The 21,921-nt window shown below is 60.8% G+C and carries 26 protein-coding genes; 6 read left to right on the top strand and 20 right to left on the bottom strand.

The features are described from left to right. Window positions 1–87: 87 nt before the first annotated feature. From AC07W7_RS20315 to minC, 4 genes are all read right to left on the bottom strand, one after another. On the bottom strand, window positions 88–723 hold the full coding sequence (locus AC07W7_RS20315; protein ID WP_169864613.1) for an RluA family pseudouridine synthase: 636 nt from the start codon (window positions 721–723) through the stop codon (window positions 88–90). A gap of 96 nt (window positions 724–819) precedes the next feature. Next, window positions 820–1,074 (bottom strand): cell division topological specificity factor MinE, encoded by a 255-nt coding sequence (gene minE, locus AC07W7_RS20310; protein ID WP_003175252.1) that lies wholly within the window; start codon window positions 1,072–1,074, stop codon window positions 820–822. A gap of 3 nt (window positions 1,075–1,077) precedes the next feature. Beyond that, window positions 1,078–1,890: a septum site-determining protein MinD gene (minD, locus tag AC07W7_RS20305; protein ID WP_057440689.1), complete on the bottom strand. Its 813-nt coding sequence runs from the start codon at window positions 1,888–1,890 to the stop codon at window positions 1,078–1,080. Window positions 1,891–2,091: 201 nt separating this feature from the next. Further along, window positions 2,092–2,829 (bottom strand): septum site-determining protein MinC, encoded by a 738-nt coding sequence (gene minC / locus AC07W7_RS20300; RefSeq protein ID WP_038447253.1) that lies wholly within the window; start codon window positions 2,827–2,829, stop codon window positions 2,092–2,094. A gap of 117 nt (window positions 2,830–2,946) precedes the next feature. Between minC and AC07W7_RS20295 the strand changes: the two genes are divergently transcribed. Together AC07W7_RS20295 and AC07W7_RS20290 are read left to right on the top strand one after the other, a co-directional pair. Continuing rightward, window positions 2,947–3,879, top strand: coding sequence for a lipid A biosynthesis lauroyl acyltransferase (locus tag AC07W7_RS20295; protein ID WP_099168733.1), 933 nt, complete (start codon window positions 2,947–2,949; stop codon window positions 3,877–3,879). A gap of 35 nt (window positions 3,880–3,914) precedes the next feature. Beyond that, window positions 3,915–5,069: a patatin-like phospholipase family protein gene (locus tag AC07W7_RS20290; RefSeq protein ID WP_099168732.1), complete on the top strand. Its 1,155-nt coding sequence runs from the start codon at window positions 3,915–3,917 to the stop codon at window positions 5,067–5,069. A 143-nt stretch (window positions 5,070–5,212) separates the two neighbouring features. On the opposite strand, the gene AC07W7_RS20285 is transcribed toward AC07W7_RS20290, so the two are convergent. The 8 genes from AC07W7_RS20285 to puuE all read right to left on the bottom strand — a co-directional run bounded on the left by AC07W7_RS20285 (window position 5,213) and on the right by puuE (window position 12,442). After that, entirely contained in the window at window positions 5,213–5,998 is a 786-nt protein-coding gene (locus tag AC07W7_RS20285; protein ID WP_099168731.1) for an outer membrane protein OmpK, read from the bottom strand. Between the two features lie 23 nt (window positions 5,999–6,021). Then, on the bottom strand, window positions 6,022–6,390 hold the full coding sequence (locus tag AC07W7_RS20280; protein WP_197882667.1) for a hypothetical protein: 369 nt from the start codon (window positions 6,388–6,390) through the stop codon (window positions 6,022–6,024). Between the two features lie 44 nt (window positions 6,391–6,434). Continuing rightward, entirely contained in the window at window positions 6,435–7,778 is a 1,344-nt protein-coding gene (locus AC07W7_RS20275; protein ID WP_169864604.1) for a nucleobase:cation symporter-2 family protein, read from the bottom strand. A 195-nt stretch (window positions 7,779–7,973) separates the two neighbouring features. Next, window positions 7,974–9,272: a urate hydroxylase PuuD gene (locus tag AC07W7_RS20270; RefSeq protein WP_495040003.1), complete on the bottom strand. Its 1,299-nt coding sequence runs from the start codon at window positions 9,270–9,272 to the stop codon at window positions 7,974–7,976. A 51-nt stretch (window positions 9,273–9,323) separates the two neighbouring features. Beyond that, window positions 9,324–9,827, bottom strand: a complete 504-nt coding sequence (locus AC07W7_RS20265; RefSeq protein WP_057440701.1) for an ureidoglycolate lyase — start codon at window positions 9,825–9,827, stop codon at window positions 9,324–9,326. A 140-nt stretch (window positions 9,828–9,967) separates the two neighbouring features. Continuing rightward, window positions 9,968–10,963, bottom strand: a complete 996-nt coding sequence (gene alc, locus AC07W7_RS20260; protein WP_169864602.1) for an allantoicase — start codon at window positions 10,961–10,963, stop codon at window positions 9,968–9,970. Between the two features lie 40 nt (window positions 10,964–11,003). Next, window positions 11,004–11,519 (bottom strand): 2-oxo-4-hydroxy-4-carboxy-5-ureidoimidazoline decarboxylase, encoded by a 516-nt coding sequence (uraD, locus tag AC07W7_RS20255; RefSeq protein ID WP_495040002.1) that lies wholly within the window; start codon window positions 11,517–11,519, stop codon window positions 11,004–11,006. Further along, window positions 11,516–12,442 carry an allantoinase PuuE gene (puuE, locus tag AC07W7_RS20250; protein ID WP_197882677.1) on the bottom strand — a complete coding sequence of 309 codons (927 nt, stop codon included), beginning with the start codon at window positions 12,440–12,442 and terminating at the stop codon, window positions 11,516–11,518. Before puuE ends, uraD begins: the two co-directional genes overlap by 4 nt. A 420-nt stretch (window positions 12,443–12,862) precedes the next feature. On the opposite strand from puuE, the gene uraH reads away from it, so the two are divergent. Further along, on the top strand, window positions 12,863–13,216 hold the full coding sequence (gene uraH, locus AC07W7_RS20245) for a hydroxyisourate hydrolase (RefSeq protein ID WP_495040001.1): 354 nt from the start codon (window positions 12,863–12,865) through the stop codon (window positions 13,214–13,216). A gap of 123 nt (window positions 13,217–13,339) precedes the next feature. On the opposite strand, the gene AC07W7_RS20240 is transcribed toward uraH, so the two are convergent. Beyond that, entirely contained in the window at window positions 13,340–13,966 is a 627-nt protein-coding gene (locus AC07W7_RS20240; RefSeq protein WP_099168722.1) for a LysE family translocator, read from the bottom strand. Between the two features lie 63 nt (window positions 13,967–14,029). Then, window positions 14,030–15,391, bottom strand: a complete 1,362-nt coding sequence (locus AC07W7_RS20235) for an NCS2 family permease (RefSeq protein WP_099168721.1) — start codon at window positions 15,389–15,391, stop codon at window positions 14,030–14,032. Between the two features lie 446 nt (window positions 15,392–15,837). Here AC07W7_RS20235 and AC07W7_RS20230 point away from each other — a divergent pair, with 446 nt between their 5' ends. Beyond that, entirely contained in the window at window positions 15,838–16,440 is a 603-nt protein-coding gene (locus AC07W7_RS20230; protein ID WP_495040000.1) for a glutathione S-transferase family protein, read from the top strand. Window positions 16,441–16,484: 44 nt separating this feature from the next. Here AC07W7_RS20230 and AC07W7_RS20225 read toward each other — a convergent pair whose 3' ends face one another. The 3 genes from AC07W7_RS20225 to AC07W7_RS20215 form a co-directional block, all read right to left on the bottom strand. Beyond that, entirely contained in the window at window positions 16,485–16,856 is a 372-nt protein-coding gene (locus tag AC07W7_RS20225; protein ID WP_065942382.1) for a glutathione S-transferase N-terminal domain-containing protein, read from the bottom strand. Window positions 16,857–16,958: 102 nt separating this feature from the next. Further along, window positions 16,959–17,504 (bottom strand): GTP cyclohydrolase I FolE, encoded by a 546-nt coding sequence (folE, locus tag AC07W7_RS20220; RefSeq protein WP_218927881.1) that lies wholly within the window; start codon window positions 17,502–17,504, stop codon window positions 16,959–16,961. 292 nt (window positions 17,505–17,796) lie between these two features. Continuing rightward, window positions 17,797–18,402 carry an ester cyclase gene (locus tag AC07W7_RS20215; RefSeq protein WP_495039999.1) on the bottom strand — a complete coding sequence of 202 codons (606 nt, stop codon included), beginning with the start codon at window positions 18,400–18,402 and terminating at the stop codon, window positions 17,797–17,799. 160 nt (window positions 18,403–18,562) lie between these two features. Between AC07W7_RS20215 and AC07W7_RS20210 the strand changes: the two genes are divergently transcribed. Continuing rightward, window positions 18,563–18,976, top strand: coding sequence for a winged helix-turn-helix transcriptional regulator (locus AC07W7_RS20210; RefSeq protein ID WP_169901144.1), 414 nt, complete (start codon window positions 18,563–18,565; stop codon window positions 18,974–18,976). A 50-nt stretch (window positions 18,977–19,026) separates the two neighbouring features. On the opposite strand, the gene AC07W7_RS20205 is transcribed toward AC07W7_RS20210, so the two are convergent. The 3 genes from AC07W7_RS20205 to AC07W7_RS20195 form a co-directional block, all read right to left on the bottom strand. After that, the gene (locus AC07W7_RS20205; RefSeq protein WP_099168716.1) at window positions 19,027–19,584 is read right to left on the bottom strand and encodes a Smr/MutS family protein; all 558 of its coding nucleotides are present in this window, start codon (window positions 19,582–19,584) and stop codon (window positions 19,027–19,029) included. A gap of 76 nt (window positions 19,585–19,660) precedes the next feature. After that, the gene (locus AC07W7_RS20200) at window positions 19,661–19,981 is read right to left on the bottom strand and encodes a hypothetical protein (protein ID WP_169898479.1); all 321 of its coding nucleotides are present in this window, start codon (window positions 19,979–19,981) and stop codon (window positions 19,661–19,663) included. Between the two features lie 143 nt (window positions 19,982–20,124). Further along, window positions 20,125–20,715 carry a cysteine hydrolase family protein gene (locus tag AC07W7_RS20195; RefSeq protein ID WP_099168714.1) on the bottom strand — a complete coding sequence of 197 codons (591 nt, stop codon included), beginning with the start codon at window positions 20,713–20,715 and terminating at the stop codon, window positions 20,125–20,127. A 239-nt stretch (window positions 20,716–20,954) separates the two neighbouring features. On the opposite strand from AC07W7_RS20195, the gene prmB reads away from it, so the two are divergent. Continuing rightward, a complete protein-coding gene (gene prmB, locus AC07W7_RS20190) occupies window positions 20,955–21,863 on the top strand; it encodes a 50S ribosomal protein L3 N(5)-glutamine methyltransferase (protein ID WP_169864590.1) in 909 nt (302 codons plus the stop codon). Window positions 21,864–21,921 lie beyond the last annotated feature (58 nt).

The following is a 21,921-nucleotide window of genomic DNA, read 5'->3' as shown; positions in this document are numbered from 1 at the left end:
GCGATAGCGGTGTGTCAGGTCAGGATATTTCATTGACACACCGCTATCGCAGGCAAGCCAGCTCCCACATTGGATCGGGTTGCCACTTCAAAAAGGGGCAGGGCACTCGAAGCGCAGGCGCTCGCCGCTTTGCGGGTGGGTAAAGCTCAACATGCTCGCGTGCAGGCACAGGCGTGGCCAGGCGGCCAGGGCCTGTTCGTGGGCATACAGGCCATCACCGAGCAGCGGGTGGCCGATGGACAGCATATGCACCCGCAGTTGGTGCGAGCGTCCGGTAATCGGCGTCAGCTCGACCCGGCACCAATCCCCGCAACGTTCCAGGACTTTCCAGAAGGTCAGGGCATGCTTGCCGAATTCATGGTCCACCACATGCCGCGGCTTGGTCGGCGGGTCATAGCGCAGCGGCAGGTCGATGCTGCCGCTGTCCAGCTCCGGTTGGCCCCAGCATAAGGCGGTGTAGGCTTTTTCGGTTTCGCGGTCGTGAAACTGGCGGGACAGTTCGCGATGGGTATCGGCATCCCTGGCCAGCAGGATGATCCCCGACGTTTCCCAGTCCAAGCGATGGACGATGCGGGCCTCTGGGTAACCGTTTTCCTGCAGGCGGGTGATCAGGCAGTCCTTGTTGTCGTCGGCCCGACCGGGCACCGACAGCAGCAGGGTAGGCTTGTTCACCACCAGGACAGCGGCATCCTGGTGAAGGATATGGATAGTGGACAACGGCATTAAACAGCCTCGTAACAAACGCCAACGGCGGCTCGGCCACCCGGTTCCCCAAGGGGGATCAAGGTGACGGAGCCGCCGTGGCGACCGCCTGTTCGATCAACGATCAGGCAAGGTGATATTGAGTTCCAGAATCGAGCAGCTGCCGTCGTTTTCCAGGGCGACATGCACGTCATCGTTGCCGATATTGACGTACTTGCGGATCACCTCCACCAGTTCCTTCTGCAAGGCTGGCAGGTAGTCCGGGGTGCTGCGTTGGCCGCGTTCGTGCGCCACGATGATCTGTAGACGCTCTTTCGCTACCGATGCGGTGCTTGGCTTTTTGTTGGCGCGAAAGAAGTCGAGAAATTTCATTGTTTAATTGCCTCCAAACAGGCGCTCGAAGAATCCCTTCTTCGCTACATCGAGGAAGCGGTGCTCCACGGTTTTTCCCAACAAGCGATCGACGGCATCGCTATACGCCTGGCCGGCGTCGCTCTGGTCGTCGAGGATGACCGGTACGCCCTGGTTGGATGCCTTCAGCACCGCCTGGGATTCCGGGATCACGCCCAGCAGGGCCACGGCCAGGATCTCTTTGACGTCTTCAACGCCGAGCATTTCGCCCTTGCTGACACGGTCAGGGTTGTAGCGGGTCAGCAGCAGGTGTTCCTTGATCGGGTCTTCGCCCTTCTCGGCGCGCCGGGATTTGCTGGCCAGCAGGCCCAGCATGCGGTCCGAGTCACGTACCGAGGACACTTCCGGGTTGGTCACGACGATGGCTTCATCGGCGAAGTACATCGCCAGGTGAGCACCGGTCTCGATACCTGCCGGGGAGTCGCAGACCACGTACTCAAAGGTTTCCTTGAGTTCCATCAGGACTTTTTCCACGCCTTCCTTGGTCAGCGCGTCTTTGTCGCGGGTCTGGCTGGCGGCCAGTACATACAGGTTCTCAAGGCGCTTGTCCTTGATCAGGGCCTGTTGCAGGTTGGCTTCGCCGTTGACCACGTTGACGAAGTCGTACACCACGCGGCGTTCGCAGCCCATGATCAGGTCGAGGTTACGCAAACCGACGTCGAAGTCGACGATGACTGTCTTGTGGCCGCGCAGAGCGAGGCCGGTACCGATAGCGGCGCTGGTGGTGGTCTTACCCACACCACCCTTGCCGGATGTAACCACGAGAATCTTGGCCAAGGTGTTTCACCCCTAAGGAAAAAGGACCTCTCAGTCCCTGAAAAACATCTCTTGAAACTCGCTGCAGGCGGACAGCCTTCGTAGGAAAAAGATGTGCTTCCTGTAGGGGAAACGCCAACTTTCAATTGTTCCTACGCAAGTCTTGCCGGTTTCGCTGTGCTATTAGAGTCCAGAGATGCTTGGAAAATGCGGCAGTATCCGTTAAAGACGGATGATGTTCAACACATCGCCCGACAGGCTGACTTGTACCCCGGCCCCCCACAGCGGATCACGGCGCAAATCTTCCGAAACCTTGTACTGCCCGGCGATGGACACCAGCTCAGCGCTCAATTGCTGGCAGAAAATCCGTGCCTTGGTATCGCCCTTGACCCCAGCCAGTGCCCGACCGCGCATTGGGCCGTATACATGGATGTTGCCATCGGCGAGAAGTTCCGCGCCGGGACTGACCGGCGCGACCACCACCAGGTCGCCGCCCTGGGCATAGATCTGCTGCCCGCCGCGTACGGGAGAGGTGATGATCCTTGTAGGCTTGATCGTCGGCTCTGGCGGTTTTTCCGGTTTTTTCTTCACTTCGCCTTCCACCGGGTCGAGCACACGCTCACGGGCGCCGGACGGTGGCAATACTGGCAGTTCAATGGCGATGGCTGCCGCGATGTCTTCGATACGGCTGGCGCGAATGGCCAGGGTGCGCAGGCCATGCTGGCGGCAAACGCGCATCAGCCCGGGCAGGTCAACCGCGCCCTGGCCGGCCGGCAATTTATCCAGGGCCAGCACCAGCGGCGCGTTGTTGAAGAAGTTCGGGGCCAGGGCGACCTTGGCGGCGAGCTGGCGGTCCAGGGCATCAAGGTCGTTACGGGCCAGTTCCAGCACAGTAATGGCGAGCATGCTGCCCTTGAGCTGGAAGACGGGATCTTGGTCTAGCGATTCGGTTTGGCTCATGGTCGGCAAAGCGGCTTGTCACGAAAAGTGTCGAGACTTATAACGAGAACAACCGCTAGCCGCAAGCCGGGTCGAACCGTTGTAGAATGCGCGGCCCTGTCTTTACCGGAATCTGTAATGGATCGCCCGCGTTTTCGAGCTGTATTTTTTCACCCGCGTTTCTGGCTGCTGTGGCTGGGGCTCGGCCTGCTGTGGCTGATCACTCAGTTGCCATACCGGGCATTGCTGGGAATAGGTCGTGTGCTGGGTGCGTTTATGTACCGGGTGGCCGGTGAACGTCGACGCATTGCCGCGCGAAACCTGGAACTGTGTTTCCCGCAGATGTCCGCGCAAGCGCGTAAACATTTGCTCAAGGAAAACTTTGCCTCCACTGGCATTGCCTTTTTCGAGATGGCCATGAGCTGGTGGTGGTCCAAACAGCGCCTGGCACGCCTGGCCCATGTCGAAGGGCTGGAGCACCTCAAGCAGGCGCAACTGGAAGGCAAGGGCGTGATCCTCATGGCCCTGCATTTCACCACCCTGGAGATTGGCGCGGCCTTGCTGGGCCAGAAGCACACCATCGACGGCATGTACCGTGAGCACGGCAACCCGTTGTTCGACTTTATCCAGCGCCGTGGCCGCGAGCGCCACAACCTCGATTCCCTGGCGGTAGAGCGTGAAGACGTGCGCGGCATGCTCAAGCTGCTGCGCGCCGGCCGGGCGATCTGGTACGCCCCGGACCAGGACTATGGCGCCAAACAGAGCATTTTCGTGCCGTTGTTCGGCATCCAGGCGGCGACTGTCACCGCCACCAGCAAGTTCGCGCGCCTGGGCAAGGCGTTGGTGGTGCCCTTTACCCAGCAGCGCCTGGCCGATGGCAGCGGCTACCGCATGGTGATCCATCCGCCGTTGCGCGACTTCCCCGGTGAATCCGACGAAGCCGATTGCCTGCGCATCAACCAATGGGTGGAAATTGCGGTGCGCGAGTGCCCCGAGCAATACCTGTGGGCCCATCGCCGGTTCAAGAGCCGGCCACCGGGCGAACCCAAGCTGTACGAAAAACGCCGCTGAACAAACGGATTGTCCCCCACCCATGGAGTTATGCAATGCGCCCAACTGAACCGGTCACAGGCTTGATTCTTTCCGGCGGCGGGGCGCGTGCGGCGTATCAGGTGGGGGTGCTGGCCGCGATTGCCGAATTGTTGCCGCCGGGGGCTGCCAACCCCTTCCCGGTGATTGTCGGCACCTCCGCCGGGGCGATCAACGCGGTGAGCCTGGCCAGCGGCGCCATGGATTTTGGCGCTGCCATTGCGCGCCTGACTGCGTTCTGGCAGGGCTTTCGCAGCCACCTGGTGCTACGCAGCGACTGGCCAGGGGTGATTCGCCAGGCCAGCCGTTTCCTGACTCGCAGCCTGCTGGGCCTGGGCTCGCCGGTGCCGGTGGCGCTGCTCGACAGCTCGCCGCTGCGGGCGTTGCTGCAAGAGAAGCTGCACTTCGACGGCATCAACGAGGCCATCGGCCATAAACACCTGCATGCCGTCGCCGTAACGGCGTTCGGCTATGAGTCGGGGCAGGCGGTGACCTTCTACCAGGGTGGCGGCACCATCGACGCCTGGCTGCGCCACCGACGCATTGGCCTGCCCACGCAGTTGACGGTGGAGCATCTGCTGGCCAGCTCGGCGATTCCTTTGCTGTTCGCGCCGGTCAAGCTCGATCAGGAATACTTTGGCGATGGCGCCGTCCGGCAATCGGCACCTATCAGCCCGGCCTTGCACCTGGGGGCCAACCGGGTGCTGGTGGTGGGCGTCAGTGGCAACCCGCGCTCCGTTGACCCCGGCGAGCCGCTGCAACGCATCTATACCGGTCAGGAACCGACCCTGGCGCAGATCGGCGGGCATATGCTCAACAGCACGTTCATTGACAGCCTGGAGAGTGATATCGAGCTGCTGGAGCGCCTCAACCAGTTCGCCCATCTGCAACCGGCCGACAGCGCCGCACGCGGGCTTGCGCCGGTCGAAGTGCTAGTGATTGCGCCGAGCCAGCCCATCGACGAAATCGCCGCCCGCCATCGCCAGGAACTGCCGGCGGCGTTGCGTCTGTTTTTGCGTGGGCCAGGGGCGACCAAGACCAGCGGGGCGGGGGTGCTCAGCTATCTGTTGTTCGAGGCGGGGTATTGCAGTGAATTGATTGAGTTGGGGCGGCGGGATGCGTTGGCCAAGCGCGAGGAGTTGCAGCGGTTCCTGGGCCTGCCCCCGAACTGAATGCGGGAGTGGGCTTGTGTGGGAGCGGGCTTGCCCGCGATGGCGATAAATCAGTCAACACTTAGGCTGGCTGACCCACCGCTATCGCGGGCAAGCCCGCTCCCACACAAGCCCGCTCCCACAGCGGGGGGCGTGTTCGGCCTTTAGAAGTGGTACTTGACCAACAGGCTGGCCGTGTCCTGGTTGGTCTCGAACGCGCCGCTGTCCTGGATCCCGTACTTGTTCTTCCAGTAGTCGTATTCAAAACCGACATACAACTGCTTGGCGCCCCAGCTCATGGCCTTGCCCAGGTCATATTTGACCTGCGGGTTGAAGTGCAGGTTGGCGTGGTAAGTGCCACGGGCGTTCTTGTCGTTATCCACCACCCAATCCATAAAGCCGTCGATCAGCACGTCGGAGTTGCCCACGGGAATGGTGTACGACCATACCGGGGTGATCTGCCACACGCCGTCGCCGGGGCGATTGCCTTCGGTCTGACGCTGATAGAAGTTCAACTGGAAGTAATCGAAGCCGGGGATGTTCAGGTCGATGCCCGGGCCTAGCAGGTAGGACTCATTGTCGCCTTCGCCGAACTCGTAGGTGAACGCCAGCAAGACATCTTTGATCGGGCCGAACGACAAGTCTTTATCGAAGATCTTGCCAAACGATAGCCGTGGGCTGAACTCGCCGTAGTAAGTATTGGGGCCGGCGTTGCCGTCTTCCTTGCCGTTGTAAAAGATTCGGTCGAAGAAGAAGAAGTTGTCGCCGTACTTCCAGGCATCGGCATGTTCAAAGGTGACGGTTTGCTGGATCTGTGGGTTGACGGTGAAGTTCTTGCCCCACAAGTAAGTCAGGCTGTTGTTCTGCCATTGCAGCAGGTCACCCGCCATCGCCTGGCCTCCGGCCAACAGGGATCCGGCCAACATCAGGCTGTTCACGGTACGTTTCATTCGGTTGCTCCCGAGTTAAGGTTTTATGGTCTTTCTTCTACGCAGGCGCTCTGGTGTGGCGCCTTTTGGTTCGCTGCAAAAATCGTCTGTTCGGTCAGCTTTGATGCTTTTAGCAAGAGCTGCGCCAAAGTGTTTGAAAAGCCAAAAAATCCCCGCCGGCTACATGGGATGCAGTCGGATTCAGAGGACTTTTGCGCACTTTGGCAGCCGACATCAGGCCGGGATAAGTTGGCCTTTAAGTCAGCTTTTACATTCGCTGTTTTTTTTTGAGTCGATTCGAGCGGGCGCGGAGAATACTGGCTCCAGAGCCGGTGCTCAAGTGCGCTGTAAAAGAGCGCGAGGGGCAAGAACGGGGCACGGCGTGTGGCCGGCCCCGGGTGAATGGCGTGCATGCTGATGTTCCCTGTTCGTTGTTATTGTTGTTGTAACGAAGGAATCAATGCGTATGGGCGACGGCAGGGCGTTCTGAACCGCCCAGGATGTTGAACAACACGTTCAGCGACAGCGCACTAAGCGTGGCCATGGCGATGCCGCTGTGGGTAATCGGGCTCATCCACAGCGGCAACTGGGCGAAGAACTCCGGGCGGACCACCGGGATCAGGCCCATGCCGATGCTGACCGCCACCAGCAGTTGGTTGCGGCGGTCGGCGATGTCGGCTTCCTGCAGGATCTTGATCCCGGTCGCGGCCACCATGCCGAACATCGCGATAGCCGCACCGCCCAGCACCGCCGGCGGAATCGAAGCCACCAAAAACGCCGCCTTGGGCAGCAGGCTGAGGACAATCAAAAAGGCCCCGGCCATGATCGTCACCGAACGGCAGCGCACACCGGTCATCTGCACCAGGCCGATGTTCTGGGCGAAAGAGGAGTGGGTGAAGGTGTTGAAGAACCCCGCGAAGAACGACGCCCCGGCATCGCACAACAGGCCGCGCCGCAGCATCTTCGGGGTGACGTCCTGGCCAGTGATCTTGCCCAGCGCGAGGAACATGCCGGTGGATTCGACAAAGATAATCACCACCACCAGGCACATCGACAGGATGGGCGCCAACTCGAACGTGGGCATGCCGAAGTGCAACGGCGTGACCACTTGCACCCACGGTGCCTGCTCCAGGCCGCCGAGGTCGACCATGCCGAGCAATCCGCACAAGGCGTAGCCCAGGGCCATGCCGATCAGGACCGAGATATTGACCCAGAAGCCGCGCATAAAACGGTTGATCAACAAGATGGTGGCCAGCACCAGGCCGGCGATGGCCAGGTAGATCGGCGAGCCGAACTGCACGGCCGTGGCGCCACCGCCCGCCCAATTCACCGCTACGGGAAACAACGAAAGACCGATGGCCGTGATCACGGTCCCGGTCACCAACGGTGGGAAGAAGCGCACCACCTTGGACATAAATGGCGCGATGAGCATGCCAAAGAACCCGGCGGCGATGGTCGCGCCAAAGATCCCTTGCAGGCCGATACCCGGCATGCCCGCCATGGCGACCATGCTGCCGACGGCGGCAAAACTGGCGCCCATCATCACTGGCATGCGGATGCCCAGCGGGCCGATACCAAAGGACTGGACCATGGTGGCGATCCCCGCCACCAGTAGGTCGGCGTTGATCAAAAAGGCGATTTCTTCACGGCTCAAGCCTGCGGCTTGCCCGATGATCAGCGGCACGGCCACCGCGCCGCCGTACATCAGCAGTACATGTTGCAGGCCCACCAGGATCAGTTGCAAAAGGGGCAGCCGCACCATGGCGGGCGCGGCAGGAATCTGCGTTTCTAGCTGGGACATGCAACACCTCGGATCTTTTTATTTTTGTGTTGTTTGGCAGTCAACTGCCAGGTGAAACCCAATGTTCAAAGCACTATCGGCCCCCTGTGGGAGCGGGCTTGCTCGCGATAGCGGTGGTTCAGTCACCGGATGTGTTGAATGAAACACTGCTATCGCGAGCAAGCCCGCTCCCACATTTTGAGCCGTTTTAGCCTGTTAGTTGGTACGGGCCCCCTGATTGATCCAACTACCAATCAATTCCCGCTCCTGCTGGGTCATCTGGGTAATGTTGCCCAGTGGCATGATCTGGCTGGCCACCGCCTGCGCCTGGATGCGCGCCGCCTGTTGCTGGATCTGCGCCGGGGTATCGAACATCACCCCGGCCGGCGCGGTGCTGAACAGCGGGCTGGTGGGCTTGGCCGAATGGCACACGGTGCAACGTTGTTCAATCACGCTGTGGACTTTGCCGAAGTCCGTCGAGGCCTGGGCCGGCGCCGCTTCGGCCGCCGGTGCTGGCGCGGCGGGGGCTGCTGGCTTGAGGCCGCCACCCAGCGCCGTTTCCGGCAAGGGCTGGTACTCGATGGCCGCTGGCGCCTTGGCCACGTCCGGTGCTGTGGCCATGGGTTTCGGCCCGGTGACATAGGCCAGGCAGATCATCGCCAGGGCGCCGACCGGCAGGGTCCAGGCGTATTTCTGGCTGTCATGACGGGTGTTGAAGTAGTGGCGCACCAACACTGCCGCCACGGCGATCCCGGCCAGGATCAACCAGTTGTACTGGCTGCCGTAGGTGCTCGGGAAGTGATTGCTGATCATGATGAACAGCACGGGCAGGGTGAAGTAGTTGTTGTGCCGCGAACGCAGCAAGCCCTTGGCCGGCAGTGCCGGGTCTGGCGTGCGGTTTTCCGCGATCGCCGCCACCAGCGCGCGCTGGGCCGGCATGATGATGCGGAACACGTTACCGACCATGATGGTGCCGATGATCGCCCCCACATGCAGGTACGCACCGCGCCCGCTGAACACCTTGCTGAAGCCATAGGCCGCGCCGATCAACAGGACGAACAGGATAAAACCGAGCAGGGCAGGGCGTTTGCCCAGGGCCGAGTCGCAGAGAAAGGAGTAGATGAACCAGCCGGCGAACAGTGAGCCAATGCCCAGCAATACGCCTTCGGTGCCACTGAGGCTGCTGTCGGGGGCCAGCAGGTACAGCGTCGGGTTGAGGTAGAACACCACGCACAGCAGCGCGACGCCTGACATCCAGGTGAAATAGGCTTCCCATTTGAACCAGTGCAGGTTGTCCGGCATGGTCGGCGGGGCCAGTTTGTATTTTTCCAGGTGGTAGATGCCGCCACCGTGGATCGCCCATAAATCGCCAGCCAGGCCGCTTTTGGGGTTGACGCGGTTAAGGTTGTTTTCCAGCCATACAAAATAGAAAGACGCACCGATCCAGGCCACGCCAGTGATCATATGAACCCAGCGCACGCTCAGGTTCAGCCATTCCAACAGATGTGCTTCCACAGTCTTTACCTCTCGCCCGTCACCCTTGTTGTCGGGTGATCGGACCTTCTCTTATTGGTGGGGGGCGAGGATCAACCGCTCATCCTCTTTGAAAAAATGCTCATCGCAGTTATTGCCTGTGCCACTGCGATCAACCACCAGGAAGTCATCCCGCTTTTCGATCGTCAGCACCGGGTGGTGCCAGACGCCGCGATGGTAATTGATGCCCTGCCTGCCGTTGGTGACGAAGGCGCGGACCAAGCCTGATACAGGTGCATCGCCAATGGGCGCGACCACGATCAGAAAGGGGTTGCCGAGCAGCGGGATAAAGGCCTGGCTGCCCAGCGGGTGTCGTTCCAGCATGCACACGGTCAGCGGCATGTCCTGCGCGTCGGCGCGGAAGATGCTGATGATGGCGTGGTCTTCTGGCGTGGCGGTCTCGACCGTCGCCAGTTTATGAAAGCGCATGGTCGAGCCGTTGTTGATCATGAAGTGATCGCTGCCGTCGGTTTCGATAACGTCTCCGAAAGGGGCGAAGGCTTCTTTGGTCAAGGGTTCGATCATCAGTGTGCGCATGGCTGTCTTCTTATCCGAATTCTGGATCGTTCCCACGCTCTGCGTGGGAACGCTGCCCTGGACGCTCTGCGTCCGTTGTTTGTGACGCATAGCGTCACGGGATGCATTCCCACGCGGAGCGTGGGAACGATCATCGGGGGTTACTTGGCGACCTTGCCGAACACCCGCAGGCGGCTCACGCCCCCATCCGGGAACACGTTCAGGCGGATGTGGGTGATCGGGCCCAATGCCTTGATCTGCTCGGCAAAGGTGTGTTCGGCGTGCATTTCCAGCTTCTGTGCTGGCAGCAATTCACGCCAGAACAGCGACTGGGTCTCGATCTGGCTGTCGGTGCCGCCCTTGACGAACGCGGCCTGGATCGAGCAAGTGTCCGGGTAGTTACCCTTGAAGTGCAGGGTGTCGACCACCACTTTGTCGACCTCGCCGGCATGCCCCAGCGCGACGATCACCCAGTCATTGCCTGGGGTGCGACGGCGCGCGGTTTCCCAGCCGTCGCCCATGTTGATGCCACGGCCCGGGTTGAGGATGTTGCCCATGCGCCCGAAGTGTTCGTCGGAGCACGCCAGGGCCCGCCCGCCATTGAGGGAGGAGGCCAGGTCCACTTGTTCGTTGTCGCCCACGGCCGACCAGTCGCGGAACGGAATGCCGTACACCCGCAGACGGGCCACGCCACCATCCGGGTAGATGTTGAAGCGCAGGTGGCTGAACGCCTGGTCGTTGTTGACCTCGTGCAAGTGATGGCTGTTGCCCTGCAACTCTACGGCAGACAGCACTTGCACCCACTGGGTGTTGTCATCGGGCTCGCCCGCCGCCAGGAAACAGCCTTCCAGGGACGCCGATGGCGGGAAGTTGCCGGTGAAGAATGAAGTGTCGATGTCCACGCCCTTGATCGAGCCCGGTACGCCCAGGCGGATCACCGCGCTGTCGAAGCCCTCGAAGCGCTTGCGGCGTGACTCCCAGCCGTCCATCCACTTGCCGTTATCATCGAAAACGCCCTCCTTCCATACGGCCGGGGTCGGCTGGAACAGTCGGTTGGCGTCGGCGAACCAGTCATCGGTCACCGAGATGATCTTGGTGCCCAGGCGGGCGTCGGCCAGGTTGACGAACTTCTCGAAAGGTACGGGTTGCGCTTTCATTCTTCTTGTCTGCCTTAGATAGAGTGGCTGGGGATGGTGTCTAGAGGGTCAATAAACGGAACAACGCGATCTTGTTGATCTCTGCCAGCGCGCACTTGAACTCGGTCTCGACCGGGTTGTGGATGCGCGTTTCAAACGCTTTGAGGATCTGATGCCGGTTGCTGCCTTTTACCGCCATGATGAAGGGAAACTTGAACTTGGCCTTGTAGGCGTCGTTCAGCTCGGTGAAGCGTGAGAACTCTTCGGCCGTGCATTGGTGAATACCGGCGCCAGCTTGTTCGTTCGTGCTGGCTTCGGTCAGTTGGCCCTGGACGGCCGCACGGCCTGCCAGGTCCGGGTGAGCGTTGATCAGGGCCAGTTGCCTGGTGTGATCGGCGCTCAACAGGATATCGCTCATGCGCTGGTGCAGGGTTTCGATCTCGTCGATCGAGGCGTCCTGGCCCAGGTCGAAGGCCTTTTCGGCCACCCATGGCGAGTGTTCGTAGATATCGGCAAAGGCGGCGACGAATGCGTCGCGGCTCAGGGCCGACGGTTTCAAGGTCTGGAAAGCTGTCATTTGGCGGCTCCCTGGAAAGGGTGGACGTCGTGCCAGTGGCGGGCAATATCGACGCGGCGGGCGAACCACACCTGGTCATGGCCCTTGGCGTATTCGATAAAGCGCTTGAGGGCCGCCAGGCGCGCCGGGCGGCCGATCAGGCGGCAATGCAGGCCGATGGACAGCATCTTCGGCGCCTCGGCCCCTTCGGCATACAGCACATCGAAGGCGTCCTTGAGGTACTGGAAAAAGTCGTCGCCCTTGTTGAAACCCTGGACCTGGGTGAAGCGCATATCGTTGGTGTCCAGGGTGTAGGGGATCACCAGGTGCGGCTTGCCGGTGGGGTTGTTCGGTTCCCAGTAGGGCAGGTCGTCGTCGTAGGTGTCGCAGTCATACAGGAAGCCACCTTCCTCCATCACCAGTCGCCGGGTGTTGGGGCCGGTGCGCCCGGTGTACCAGCCCAGCGGGCGTTCGCCGGTCAGCTCGGTGAGGATGCGGATGGCTTCGAGCATATGCTCGCGCTCCTGGGCCTCGTCCATGTATTGGTAGTCGATCCAGCGGTAGCCGTGGCTGCAGATCTCGTGGCCGGCGGCGACCATCGCACGGATTACGTCGGGGTGGCGCTGGGCGGCCATGGCCACGGCGAAGATGGTCAGCGGAATGTCGAAGGCCTTGAACAGCTTGAGGATGCGCCACACGCCGGCACGGCTGCCGTATTCATACAGCGACTCCATGCTCATATTGCGTGCGCCTTGCAGCGGCTGGGCCGAGACCATTTCCGAAAGGAAGGCTTCAGACTCTTTGTCGCCGTGCAGGATATTGCGCTCACCGCCTTCTTCGTAATTGAGTACGAACGACAGGGCGATACGCGCCTTGCCTGGCCAGTGTGGGTGCACAGGGTTACTGCCGTAACCGATCAGGTCGCGTGGGTAGTCAGCGCTCACTGCAGTCTTCCTTCTTGTTCGTGATCGATGGTGTGGCGGCCGTTGCGTCACAGCGATGGGCTGATTGTATACAACTTAATGGTCACTTTGTAAGCCTGTATTTCTGCATTTTTTCCAGACGGTTGCATCGGCCTATCCCTGCAAGAAACTTGCCCGACTGGTCAACTAAATCTCAAAAAACTGCGGCAGTGCTTTAGTGTGGGAGCTGGCTTGCCTGCGATAGCGATCTTCCTATAACCGCATTGCGCGCAGAGACACCGTCATTGCCGACAAGCCGGCTCCTACAGGGGCAGGGGGTGTTTGTTGAATTTATTGTGTACAATTTTTTTGAAAAATGTCTTAATCAGCCATCGCCGGCATTTTCCATGCCCCGCCAAGGTGCGGCCTCTTACTTAATCGATGACACGGGAGCTCCGATCCATGGGACGACTGACCACACACGTACTGGACGCCGCGCACGGCTGCCCAGGCTGCACCATCAAGGTTGAACTGTATCGTGTCGAAGGCACGCAGCTGGAACTGGTCGCCAGCGCCCTGACCAACAGCGATGGCCGTTGCGACGCACCGCTGTTGCAAGGCGATGACTACCGCAGTGGCGTCTACCAGTTGCAGTTCAGTGCCGGGGATTACTACCGCGCCCGGGGCGTGCACTTGCCCGAGCCGGCGTTTCTCGATGTGGTGGTGCTGCGTTTTGGCATCAGCGGCGAACAGGATCACTACCATGTGCCCCTGCTGATTTCGCCCTACAGCTACTCCACCTATCGCGGTAGCTGAGTCGTCACCTGGCTTCACACCCCCAAATGCTCTTCGTTGGTTTCGCCCGCTCACACTGCGGGCTTTTTTTTGCCTGGGGAAAAGGTGTGTTGCAGGCCAATGATCAAATGTGGGAGCTGTGTGTTAGCCCTTGAGCAGCGATGCCGCCCCGGCGCTGCCAAACAGCCCGGCACTGAAGCGGTTGAACCAGCTCTGGCCCTTGCCGGTACGCAGGTAGCGCGCGGCGCCGTGGGCACCCAGGCCGTAGGCCAGCTTGCACAGCAGGTCCAGCACGGTCCAGGTGGCGATCATGATCAGCAGTTGTGGCAGGAACGGTTGCTGGCTGCTGAGAAACTGCGGCAGGAAGGCGGCGAAAAACAGAATGTCCTTGGGGTTGCTGGCGCCCAGTACAAACGCCCGGCCAAACAGTGCACGAAAGCGCGGCACGGGCGCAGCGTCCGGCACCACGGCGCCCTGGGACGGCAGGCGCGATTGTTGCCAGCTCTGCCAGGCGAGGTAGAACAGGTACAGCGCGCCGACGATCTTCAAGGCGCTGAACAACTGCTCCGACGCCAGCAACAGCGCGCCCAGGCCCAGGGCCGAGGCGCTCAACAGGCAGATCGAGGCAAACACCCCGCCCAGGAACGCCGGGTACGAACGGCGCAGGCCGTAGTTCAGGCTGTTGCTGATCATCAGCAGCGACAGCGGCCCCGGAATCAGGATCACGATCAAGGCAGCGCCGCTGAACAGCAGCCAGGTTTCCACGCTCATTACATTCCTCCATACATGCAAAAGCCCCACCCAAGGGTGAGGCGGTTTTCGCCAGCTTGCGCGTTACAGGAACACAAACTTGGCGATGAAAATCGCGCACAGCACCCACAAGCTGATGGAAATCTGCTGATACTTGCCCGTGCCGGCCTTGAGCGCCACATAGGTGATAAAGCCCAGGGCGATGCCGTCGGCGACCGAGAAAGTCAGGGGCATCATGATTGCCGTGACAATCGCCGGAATGCTGTCGGTGGCGTCGTCCCACTCGATATGGGCCATGCCGCTCATCATCAGCATTGCCACATAAATCAACGCGCCGGCCGTGGCATACGCCGGGATCATGCCGGCCAGCGGGGCGAAAAACATCGCCGCCACAAACAGCACACCTACGGTCACGGCCGTCAGCCCGGTGCGCCCACCGGCGGCCACGCCAGCGGCGCTTTCCACATAACTGGTGACCGGCGGCACACCGACCACCGCGCCAAACACGCTGGAGGCACTGTCGGCTTTCAAGGCCCGCGAGAGGTTTTCGATCTTGCCATCGGCCTTCACCAGGCCGGCGCGCTGGGCGACGCCCATCAAGGTGCCGGCGGTGTCGAACATATGCACAAACAGGAAGGCGAACACCACGCTGATCATGCTGACGTTGAACACGCCCATCACGTCCATCGCCATCCAGGTCGGCGCCAGGCTCGGCGGGGCGGCCACGATGCCCTGGTAATGCACCAGGCCCAGGCCCCAGCCGGCCAGGGTGACGGCAATAATGCTGAGCAGGATCGCGCCGAACACCCGGTGATAGCTGAGCACCGCGATCAGCAGGAAGCACACGGCCGCCAGCAGCGGCGCCGGTTCATGCAGGGAGCCGAGCTTGATCAGGGTGGCGGGGCTGGCCACGATGATGCCGGCGGTTTTCAGGCCGATCACCCCCAGGAACAGCCCCACCCCCGCGCCCATGGCGTGGCGCAGGCTCACCGGGATGCTGTTGAGCAGCCATTCGCGGATACGCGACAGCGTCAGGATCATAAACAGCACGCCGGAAATAAACACCGCACCCAGCGCGGTCTCCCAGGTGTAGCCCATGGTGCCGACCACGGTGTAGGTAAAAAACGCATTCAAGCCCATGCCCGGCGCCAGGCCAACCGGCCAGTTGGCGTACAGGCCCATCAACAGGCAACCGAGGGCCGCGGCGATACAGGTGGCGACAAAGGCGGCGCCGTGGTCGATGCCGGCGTCGGCCATGATGTTGGGGTTGACGAAAATGATGTAGGCCATGGTGATAAACGTGGTGAGGCCGGCGATCAATTCGGTCTTCACTGTGGTGCCATGCAGGCTGAGTTTGAACAGGCGTTCCAGCCAACCCTGCTTTGTGGGCGCAAGATGCGGCGGACTGAGGTCCAGGGTCGGGGCGTCGGATTTATGGCTTTCCACAGCAAGTACTCCTCAAGAGTTTTATTGTTATTTCCAGCGCCGGACACATAAGTGGGGCAGCGGCGCTTTGAGGTACCAGCGGGCTTTGTTGACCAATAGGTCAGGAACTCGCACGAAGCGAATTATGCTTTTGTATACAAAGAAAGCAAATAATGTTTGTGATTATGTGTGCAAAAAAGATGAAAGGCCAATTTCAAGGCAGGGTCAGGGCCTTGTTCACTGCCAGCGTTTTGCCGTGAGCGGCGCGACGGGTTCCCGCGTGCACGACGCGGCACTGGCGGGAACTGGCCGACTGGCAAGTGCCCCAGGGTGGATTATTCTTCTGGCTGACCTTGAAACAGCCCCTGGACACCCGCACTTTATTGGCACAAGCGCTGGAGCAGGACGTGGCGTTCATGTCCGCTGATCCGTCAAACACAGCGCGCAAGCGGCATAAGGGGAGCTTCATGTACAAGGTTTATGGCGATTACCGCTCGGGCAACTGCTACAAGGTCAAGTTGATGCTCAACCTGCTCGGCATTGCGTATGAGTGGGTGAATATCGACATCTTGAACGGCGACACCCAGACCGCCGAGTTCCTGGCGAAGAACCCCAACGGCAAGATCCCGGTCCTGGAGCTCGAAGACGGCACCTGCCTGTGGGAATCCAATGCGATCCTCAACTTCCTCGCCGACGGCAGCCAATTCCTGCCCAGCGAACCGCGCCTGCGCACGCAGGTGTTGCAATGGCAGTTTTTTGAACAGTACAGCCACGAGCCGTACATTGCGGTGGCGCGGTTTATCCAGTTTTACCTGGGGCTGCCGGAGGATCGGCTGGAGGAATACAAAACCACCCATAAAGGCGGCTACAAGGCGCTGCGGGTCATGGAAAAACAGCTGCAAGCCACGCCGTACCTGGTGGGCGAGCAGTATTCGATTGCCGATATTGCGCTGTATGCCTACACCCATGTGGCCCATGAGGGTGGTTTTGACCTGAGCCCTTATCCGGCCGTACAGGCCTGGCTTGAGCGTGTGGCCAGCCATCCCCGGCATGTGCCGATGCTCGACTGATAGGTGGGAGCAGGCCCGCTCCCACATTTGGACTGCGTTTTCGGTCAGATCGCGGCGAAGCGCTTGTCCAGGTAATCGATGATCACCTTGGAGTCATACATCCAGGTGGTCTGGCCATTTTCTTCGATACGCAGGCACGGCACCTTGATCTTGCCGCCTTGGGTAAGCAGGGCCTGGCGGTCTTGCTCGTTGTTCTTCGCGTCCTTGAGCGCCACCGGTACATTCAGGCGGTGCAGGGTGCGGCGGGTCTTCACGCAGAACGGGCAGGCGTGGAATTGATACAGGGTCAGGCCCTTGGCCGCTTCATTGACCTGTGCCTGTTGCTCGGCGGGGCGCTGCTTTTTACGCGGGCGGGTAAGGAAGTCGCCCGCGATGATAACGTGGCCGAGGCCCACTCGGAGTGCTTTGACGAACATGGCTGAAACCTCTTGCCCATGACAGAAGGGGCCGCAGCTTACCTGATTTCCACAGGCGAAAAAAAACCGGCGATGAATGCCGGTTTTTTCTGACGCAGCCGGTTACTTGATCAGGCTGAGAAACTCGCTGCGGGTGGCCGCGTTTTCGCGGAACTCACCCAGCATCACCGAGGTGATCATCGACGAATTCTGTTTCTCCACACCGCGCATCATCATGCACATGTGCTTGGCCTCGATCACCACGGCAACCCCCAGGGCACCGGTCACCTGCTGGACCGCCTCGGCGACCTGGCGGCTGAGGTTTTCCTGGATCTGCAGGCGACGGGCATACATATCGACGATCCGCGCGACCTTCGACAGGCCCAGGACCTTGCCGCTGGGGATATAGGCCACATGGGCCTTGCCGATGAACGGCAGCAGGTGGTGTTCGCACAGCGAGTACAACTCGATGTCCTTGACCAGCACCATTTCGCTGTTGTCGGAGCTGAACAGGGCACCGTTGGTGACCTCGTCCAGTGTCTGCTCGTAGCCGCGGCAAAGGTACTGCATGGCCTTGGCGGCACGTTTTGGCGTGTCGAGCAGGCCCTCGCGGGAGACGTCCTCGCCGATTTGGCCGAGGATCGCTGTGTAATTCTGTTCCAATGTCACAGGGCTGTATTCCGTATGGGTTTCAGAGCGGTACGGTTTCTGCCTGTACCAATTTTGTACCATCCAGGCTTTGTCCAAGCTTCCCGAGTTCACTCCAGTGTTTGCTGGAGTGGGTCTGCACGTTAGCGATGAACCCGAGGTTTATGCCTACCATTGGGCACATAGTAGCGTACGTGTGCCGACAGTTGTATTGCCGGCGGCTTCGGATCGGCAATTCTACCAGAGCCGCCTGCAAGTGTTTGTCGGTCACGCTGGCCTACCGGATACTCACGCTCTGCTCCCGCCTTGCGTCCTAACGCTGGGCCGCGCCTTTGCGTGGGGCGAGGTCCGCCGGGTTGACACCGATCTGACGCAGGAACTCCGCGTTATCCCACATCAGCCATTCTTCGGCCATCTTGCCGTTTTCCCAGCGCGCCACGGTCACCATCGAATACTTGAACGGTTTGTGGGTCGGCGCGATCGTGCGGCCATCGGGCAGGCGCAGCGGGCGGGTGAAGGTACCTTCCATGACGCCGGTCACCGAAGTCAGGTTGCCCTGGGCGATCTTGTTGCTCTGGGTGCGGATCCGGGTGTCGGGCGCAAAGGCGAACAGCCCTTTCATATCTGCGATATGGGGATCGATACCGACGGTCTGACGCCCGTCGGGCCAGTGCACGATGATGTTGTCGGCGTGGGATTTGGAGACCTCGTCCCATTTCTGGCCGCTGTAGACGCGCAGGTCGAGATCGGCAAAATTCACCAGGTTGGCTTGCTCGGTTTGCTCTTGGGCCTTGTAGCGCTGCAGTTCCTGATTGGCGGCGGACGCGTCTGGCGTCCGGCCTTGCCCGCTGCAGGCCGACAGCGCGAGTACGATTAGGGTCGTTGCCGAGATAGCCAGCATGGAGGATGTTTTGGGCATACGGAAAATCTCCTGTTGAGGGGTTCCAGAGTCTGGCGACTGAGGGAAGGGGCACCGCAAATACTCAGGTCGGGGAGGTGCGTGCGATGCTTGTAAACACTTTGTTTGGTGGGCTGGGTTATTGTAGGTCTCACCCACATCCACACAAGAAGGCACTTTTTTGAGCGAAACGAACATTTCTGTTCGCGTATCCGAGACGGCGCATAACTATCAAGGTTGTCTATTGATTGCGCAGGTACTGACGCGAATCGGCGACAAGTGGACCGTACTGGTCGTTGGGGCGCTGTCACGCGGGCCGGTGCGCTACAACCAGATCCAGCGTACCGTCGAGGGGATTTCGCAGCGTATGCTCACGCTTACCCTCAAGCGGCTGGAACAAGACGGGATCGTGAAGCGCACGATGTTCCCGACTATTCCGCCGAGGGTCGAGTACGAACTGACAGACCTTGGGCACGAACTGGTCGTGCCCCTGGGAGCGCTGCATGCGTGGGCCTTGAAGTATCAGCCGGCGATAGTGGACGCGCGCGCGCGGTATGCCGAGAAAGAACGCGAGAATGCGAAACTGGCTGAATAGCGGCGGGGCGGGCCCTGGGCGCGGTGTTGTTGGCACGCGTGCGCTGTGGGTTACTCGTCACGCCCTTCGAGCATCGTGCGCTTGAGCATCACATACACCGCACCGGCACCGCCATGGCGCGGTTGGCAGGAGGTGAACCCGAGCACTTGGGCATGCTGGCGCAGCCAGGTGTTGACGTGGCTCTTGATCATCGGGCGCTTGCCGTCCAGGCGCACGGCCTTGCCGTGGGTCACGCGCACGCAGCGGATTTCAAACTGGGTGGCTTCGGCCAGGAACGCCCAGAGGGTTTCCCGGGCTTTTTCCACGGTCATGCCGTGCAGGTCGAGGCTGCCCTCGAAGGGGATCTGCCCGGCCTTGAGCTTGCGTACCTGGCTTTCCTGGACCCCGTCGCGGGACCACATCAGCTCGTCTTCGGGGCCGACATCAATCACGAACTGGTCCGACAGACCGTCCACCGTGGTGGCATCCGTACGCACCGTGGCCGCCTGGCGCAGCTTGGCGATCTGCGCGCGGTCGGTCTTCGGTTTGCCGGTGTCGGCGCGGTCGTGCTTGATCGGCTTGACGCCGCGCAGCTCGTTCTTGAACAGGGAAAAATCGTCGTCTTGCATGTCAGCCTCCGCGAAGGGCGGGCAGTTTACCCAAATCGAGGCGGTCGATGCGGGACAAAACGCTATCAGTGTTCCCTCAGTCGTGTTTTTTCATCAGGTGCGAGGCAATGTTCAGCGCCAGTGGCTGGCGCATGCGACGTCGGCAGCGGCGCCACAGCCAGATACCCAGCCACAGGATCAACAACCCGCTGCCCAGCAGCACGCCGCCGCCGCCCGGGCTGGCATTGAGTTCGCCCAGCGCGGGCGAGTGGCCCAACAGGCCGGCACCACCGGCCAACGCAAGCAGTAGGCCACACAGCGCGAGCAACGCGGCAAATGCCACGCCCAGGCGCAGACGCCAGTTGCTCGGGCCCTTGGGGCGCAAGCGACGAGCGTCAAATCCATCGGATATCTTCATTCCGACCTTTCCTCCAGGGTATCGGCCCTTCGACCGGCAGATAAACAACTTGTTCCGGGTGGGGAGGTAATTGCGGTAAATGACAGGTTTTAGCGGATGAGCGGGACCCAGGGAGGGGGCCACACCGCTCATCGGCAGGGCGATCAGACCAGGTCTTGGGTCAAGGCGAGGGTGGCGAAGTTGTCGGCCATGATGGCCATTTCTGTTTGCTGCACATGCTCGGCGCTGAGGATGCCGCCTTTGTAAGGCAGGTCGCGGGTGGCGCAGGCGTCTTCTACCAGGGTGCAGCGAAAGCCCAGGTTCTTCGCCGCGCGCACGGTGGTGCTGACGCTGGAGTGGCTCATGAAGCCGCAGACGATCAAGTCCAGGGAGCCCAGGTCCTGCAGGGTTTTTTCCAGCAGCGTGCCGTGGAACGCGCTGGGCAGCAGCTTGCCGATGATGGTTTCATCATCGTGTGGCTCCAGGCCGGGGATGAACTCGCCGCGTTCGCCCTGGGGGTCGAACAGGCCGCCGACGGTGCCCAGGTGGCGGACATGCACGATCGGCCGCCCGGCCTTGCGTGCGGCCGCGCTCAGTTGCTTGATATGTTCTACGGCGGCTTCCATGCCCGACAGGGCAAGCGGGCCGCTCAAGTATTCTTTCTGGGCATCGATGATCACAAGGGTCGCGTGGCTCAAATTGGCCGGTGCGTAACCGCGACCGCTGAGTTGAAACATCGTCTTTGGAACGGACATTCTGGGGCTCCTGTGAGTGGGGCTTTTGCGACATTGTCCTCTGGCTGAGCGGTTCTGTGAATCGCTACTAACGTAAGGTGCGCCGTTGTTGGCCTACAGCCATGTCAAGAGGGGCTGCTGTGTAACAAAAAAACCTTGAGTAAGGTTAAATCTGACGCACCGCAGCGGTTTTTCATACATCGTCCGTACAGCTTAAGGCTGTTAGAATTGCCAGTCGTTTTTTCCTGGAGCTTGCCCCCGTGATCACTTCCCGCCTGCGCACCTTGCGCGACCATATCCGTTGGGCTGTCAGCCGTTTCCATGGGGAAGACCTGTTTTTTGGCCATGGTACCGATAATGCCTGGGACGAAGCCCGGCAATTGGTGCTCGGTGCGCTGCACCTGCCTTGGGAAATTGCCGACAGTTACCTGGACTGCAACCTCGAAGAAGAAGAGATTTCCCATGTACAGCGCCTGCTGCATCGCCGGATCCACGAGCGCGTGCCCACCGCCTACCTGTTGAAAGAAGCCTGGTTCTGCGGCATGTCGTTTATTGTCGACGAGCGGGTGCTGATCCCGCGCTCACCCATTGGCGAGCTGATCGAAAACCGTTTTGAACCCTGGTTGGCCCAGCCGCCGGCGCGCATCCTCGACCTGTGCACCGGCTCCGGTTGCATCGGCATTGCCTGCGCCTACGAGTTCCAGGAAGCCGAAGTGGTGCTGGGGGACTTGTCCTTTGAAGCCCTGGAAGTGGCCAACCAGAACATCGAGCGCCATGGCGTCGACGAGCGCGTGTACACCGTGCAGGGTGATGGCTTCGACGGCTTGCCCGGCCAGCGCTTTGACCTGATTGTGTCCAACCCGCCGTATGTCGATGCCGAAGACTTTGCCGACATGCCCGACGAATACCAGCACGAACCCGAACTGGGCCTGGCCTGCGGTGACGACGGCTTGAACCTGGTGCGCCGGATGCTGGCCGAAGCGGGCGATCATCTGACTGAGAAGGGCTTGCTGATTGTCGAGGTGGGCAACAGCCAGGTGCACGTTGAAGCGCTGTACCCGGAAGTGGATTTTGCCTGGCTGGAGTTCCAGAACGGCGGGCATGGCGTGTTCATGCTCACGGCGCAGCAGTGCCGGGAGCATCAGGCGGTGTTTGCCGCCAGGGTCTGACCCGATCCATGTGGGAGCAGGCAAGCCAGCTCCCACATTTGTTTATGGTTTGTTCAGT

This window comes from Pseudomonas sp. GW821-FHT01D09 (assembly GCF_059422465.1).
Note: the sequence above shows the minus strand (reverse complement) of the source record. Positions and strands in the feature narration are given on the sequence as shown.

Excerpts from the sequence above, each read along its gene's own strand:
- uraD (WP_495040002.1), bottom strand. The coding sequence starts at position 11,519 with ATGACAGCTTTCCAGACCTTGAAACCGTCGGCCCTGAGCCGCGACGCA.
- AC07W7_RS20285 (WP_099168731.1), bottom strand. The coding sequence starts at position 5,998 with ATGAAACGTACCGTGAACAGCCTGATGTTGGCCGGATCCCTGTTGGCC.
- AC07W7_RS20230 (WP_495040000.1), top strand. The coding sequence starts at position 15,838 with ATGTACAAGGTTTATGGCGATTACCGCTCGGGCAACTGCTACAAGGTC.
- minE (WP_003175252.1), bottom strand. The coding sequence starts at position 1,074 with ATGAAATTTCTCGACTTCTTTCGCGCCAACAAAAAGCCAAGCACCGCA.
- AC07W7_RS20290 (WP_099168732.1), top strand. The coding sequence starts at position 3,915 with ATGCGCCCAACTGAACCGGTCACAGGCTTGATTCTTTCCGGCGGCGGG.
- uraH (WP_495040001.1), top strand. The coding sequence starts at position 12,863 with ATGGGACGACTGACCACACACGTACTGGACGCCGCGCACGGCTGCCCA.
- AC07W7_RS20240 (WP_099168722.1), bottom strand. The coding sequence starts at position 13,966 with ATGAGCGTGGAAACCTGGCTGCTGTTCAGCGGCGCTGCCTTGATCGTG.
- AC07W7_RS20280 (WP_197882667.1), bottom strand. The coding sequence starts at position 6,390 with ATGCACGCCATTCACCCGGGGCCGGCCACACGCCGTGCCCCGTTCTTG.
- AC07W7_RS20265 (WP_057440701.1), bottom strand. The coding sequence starts at position 9,827 with ATGCGCACACTGATGATCGAACCCTTGACCAAAGAAGCCTTCGCCCCT.
- AC07W7_RS20295 (WP_099168733.1), top strand. The coding sequence starts at position 2,947 with ATGGATCGCCCGCGTTTTCGAGCTGTATTTTTTCACCCGCGTTTCTGG.
- alc (WP_169864602.1), bottom strand. The coding sequence starts at position 10,963 with ATGAAAGCGCAACCCGTACCTTTCGAGAAGTTCGTCAACCTGGCCGAC.
- AC07W7_RS20315 (WP_169864613.1), bottom strand. The coding sequence starts at position 723 with ATGCCGTTGTCCACTATCCATATCCTTCACCAGGATGCCGCTGTCCTG.
- AC07W7_RS20205 (WP_099168716.1), bottom strand. The coding sequence starts at position 19,584 with ATGCAAGACGACGATTTTTCCCTGTTCAAGAACGAGCTGCGCGGCGTC.
- AC07W7_RS20225 (WP_065942382.1), bottom strand. The coding sequence starts at position 16,856 with ATGTTCGTCAAAGCACTCCGAGTGGGCCTCGGCCACGTTATCATCGCG.
- AC07W7_RS20275 (WP_169864604.1), bottom strand. The coding sequence starts at position 7,778 with ATGTCCCAGCTAGAAACGCAGATTCCTGCCGCGCCCGCCATGGTGCGG.
- AC07W7_RS20200 (WP_169898479.1), bottom strand. The coding sequence starts at position 19,981 with ATGAAGATATCCGATGGATTTGACGCTCGTCGCTTGCGCCCCAAGGGC.
- AC07W7_RS20195 (WP_099168714.1), bottom strand. The coding sequence starts at position 20,715 with ATGTCCGTTCCAAAGACGATGTTTCAACTCAGCGGTCGCGGTTACGCA.
- minC (WP_038447253.1), bottom strand. The coding sequence starts at position 2,829 with ATGAGCCAAACCGAATCGCTAGACCAAGATCCCGTCTTCCAGCTCAAG.
- AC07W7_RS20215 (WP_495039999.1), bottom strand. The coding sequence starts at position 18,402 with ATGCCCAAAACATCCTCCATGCTGGCTATCTCGGCAACGACCCTAATC.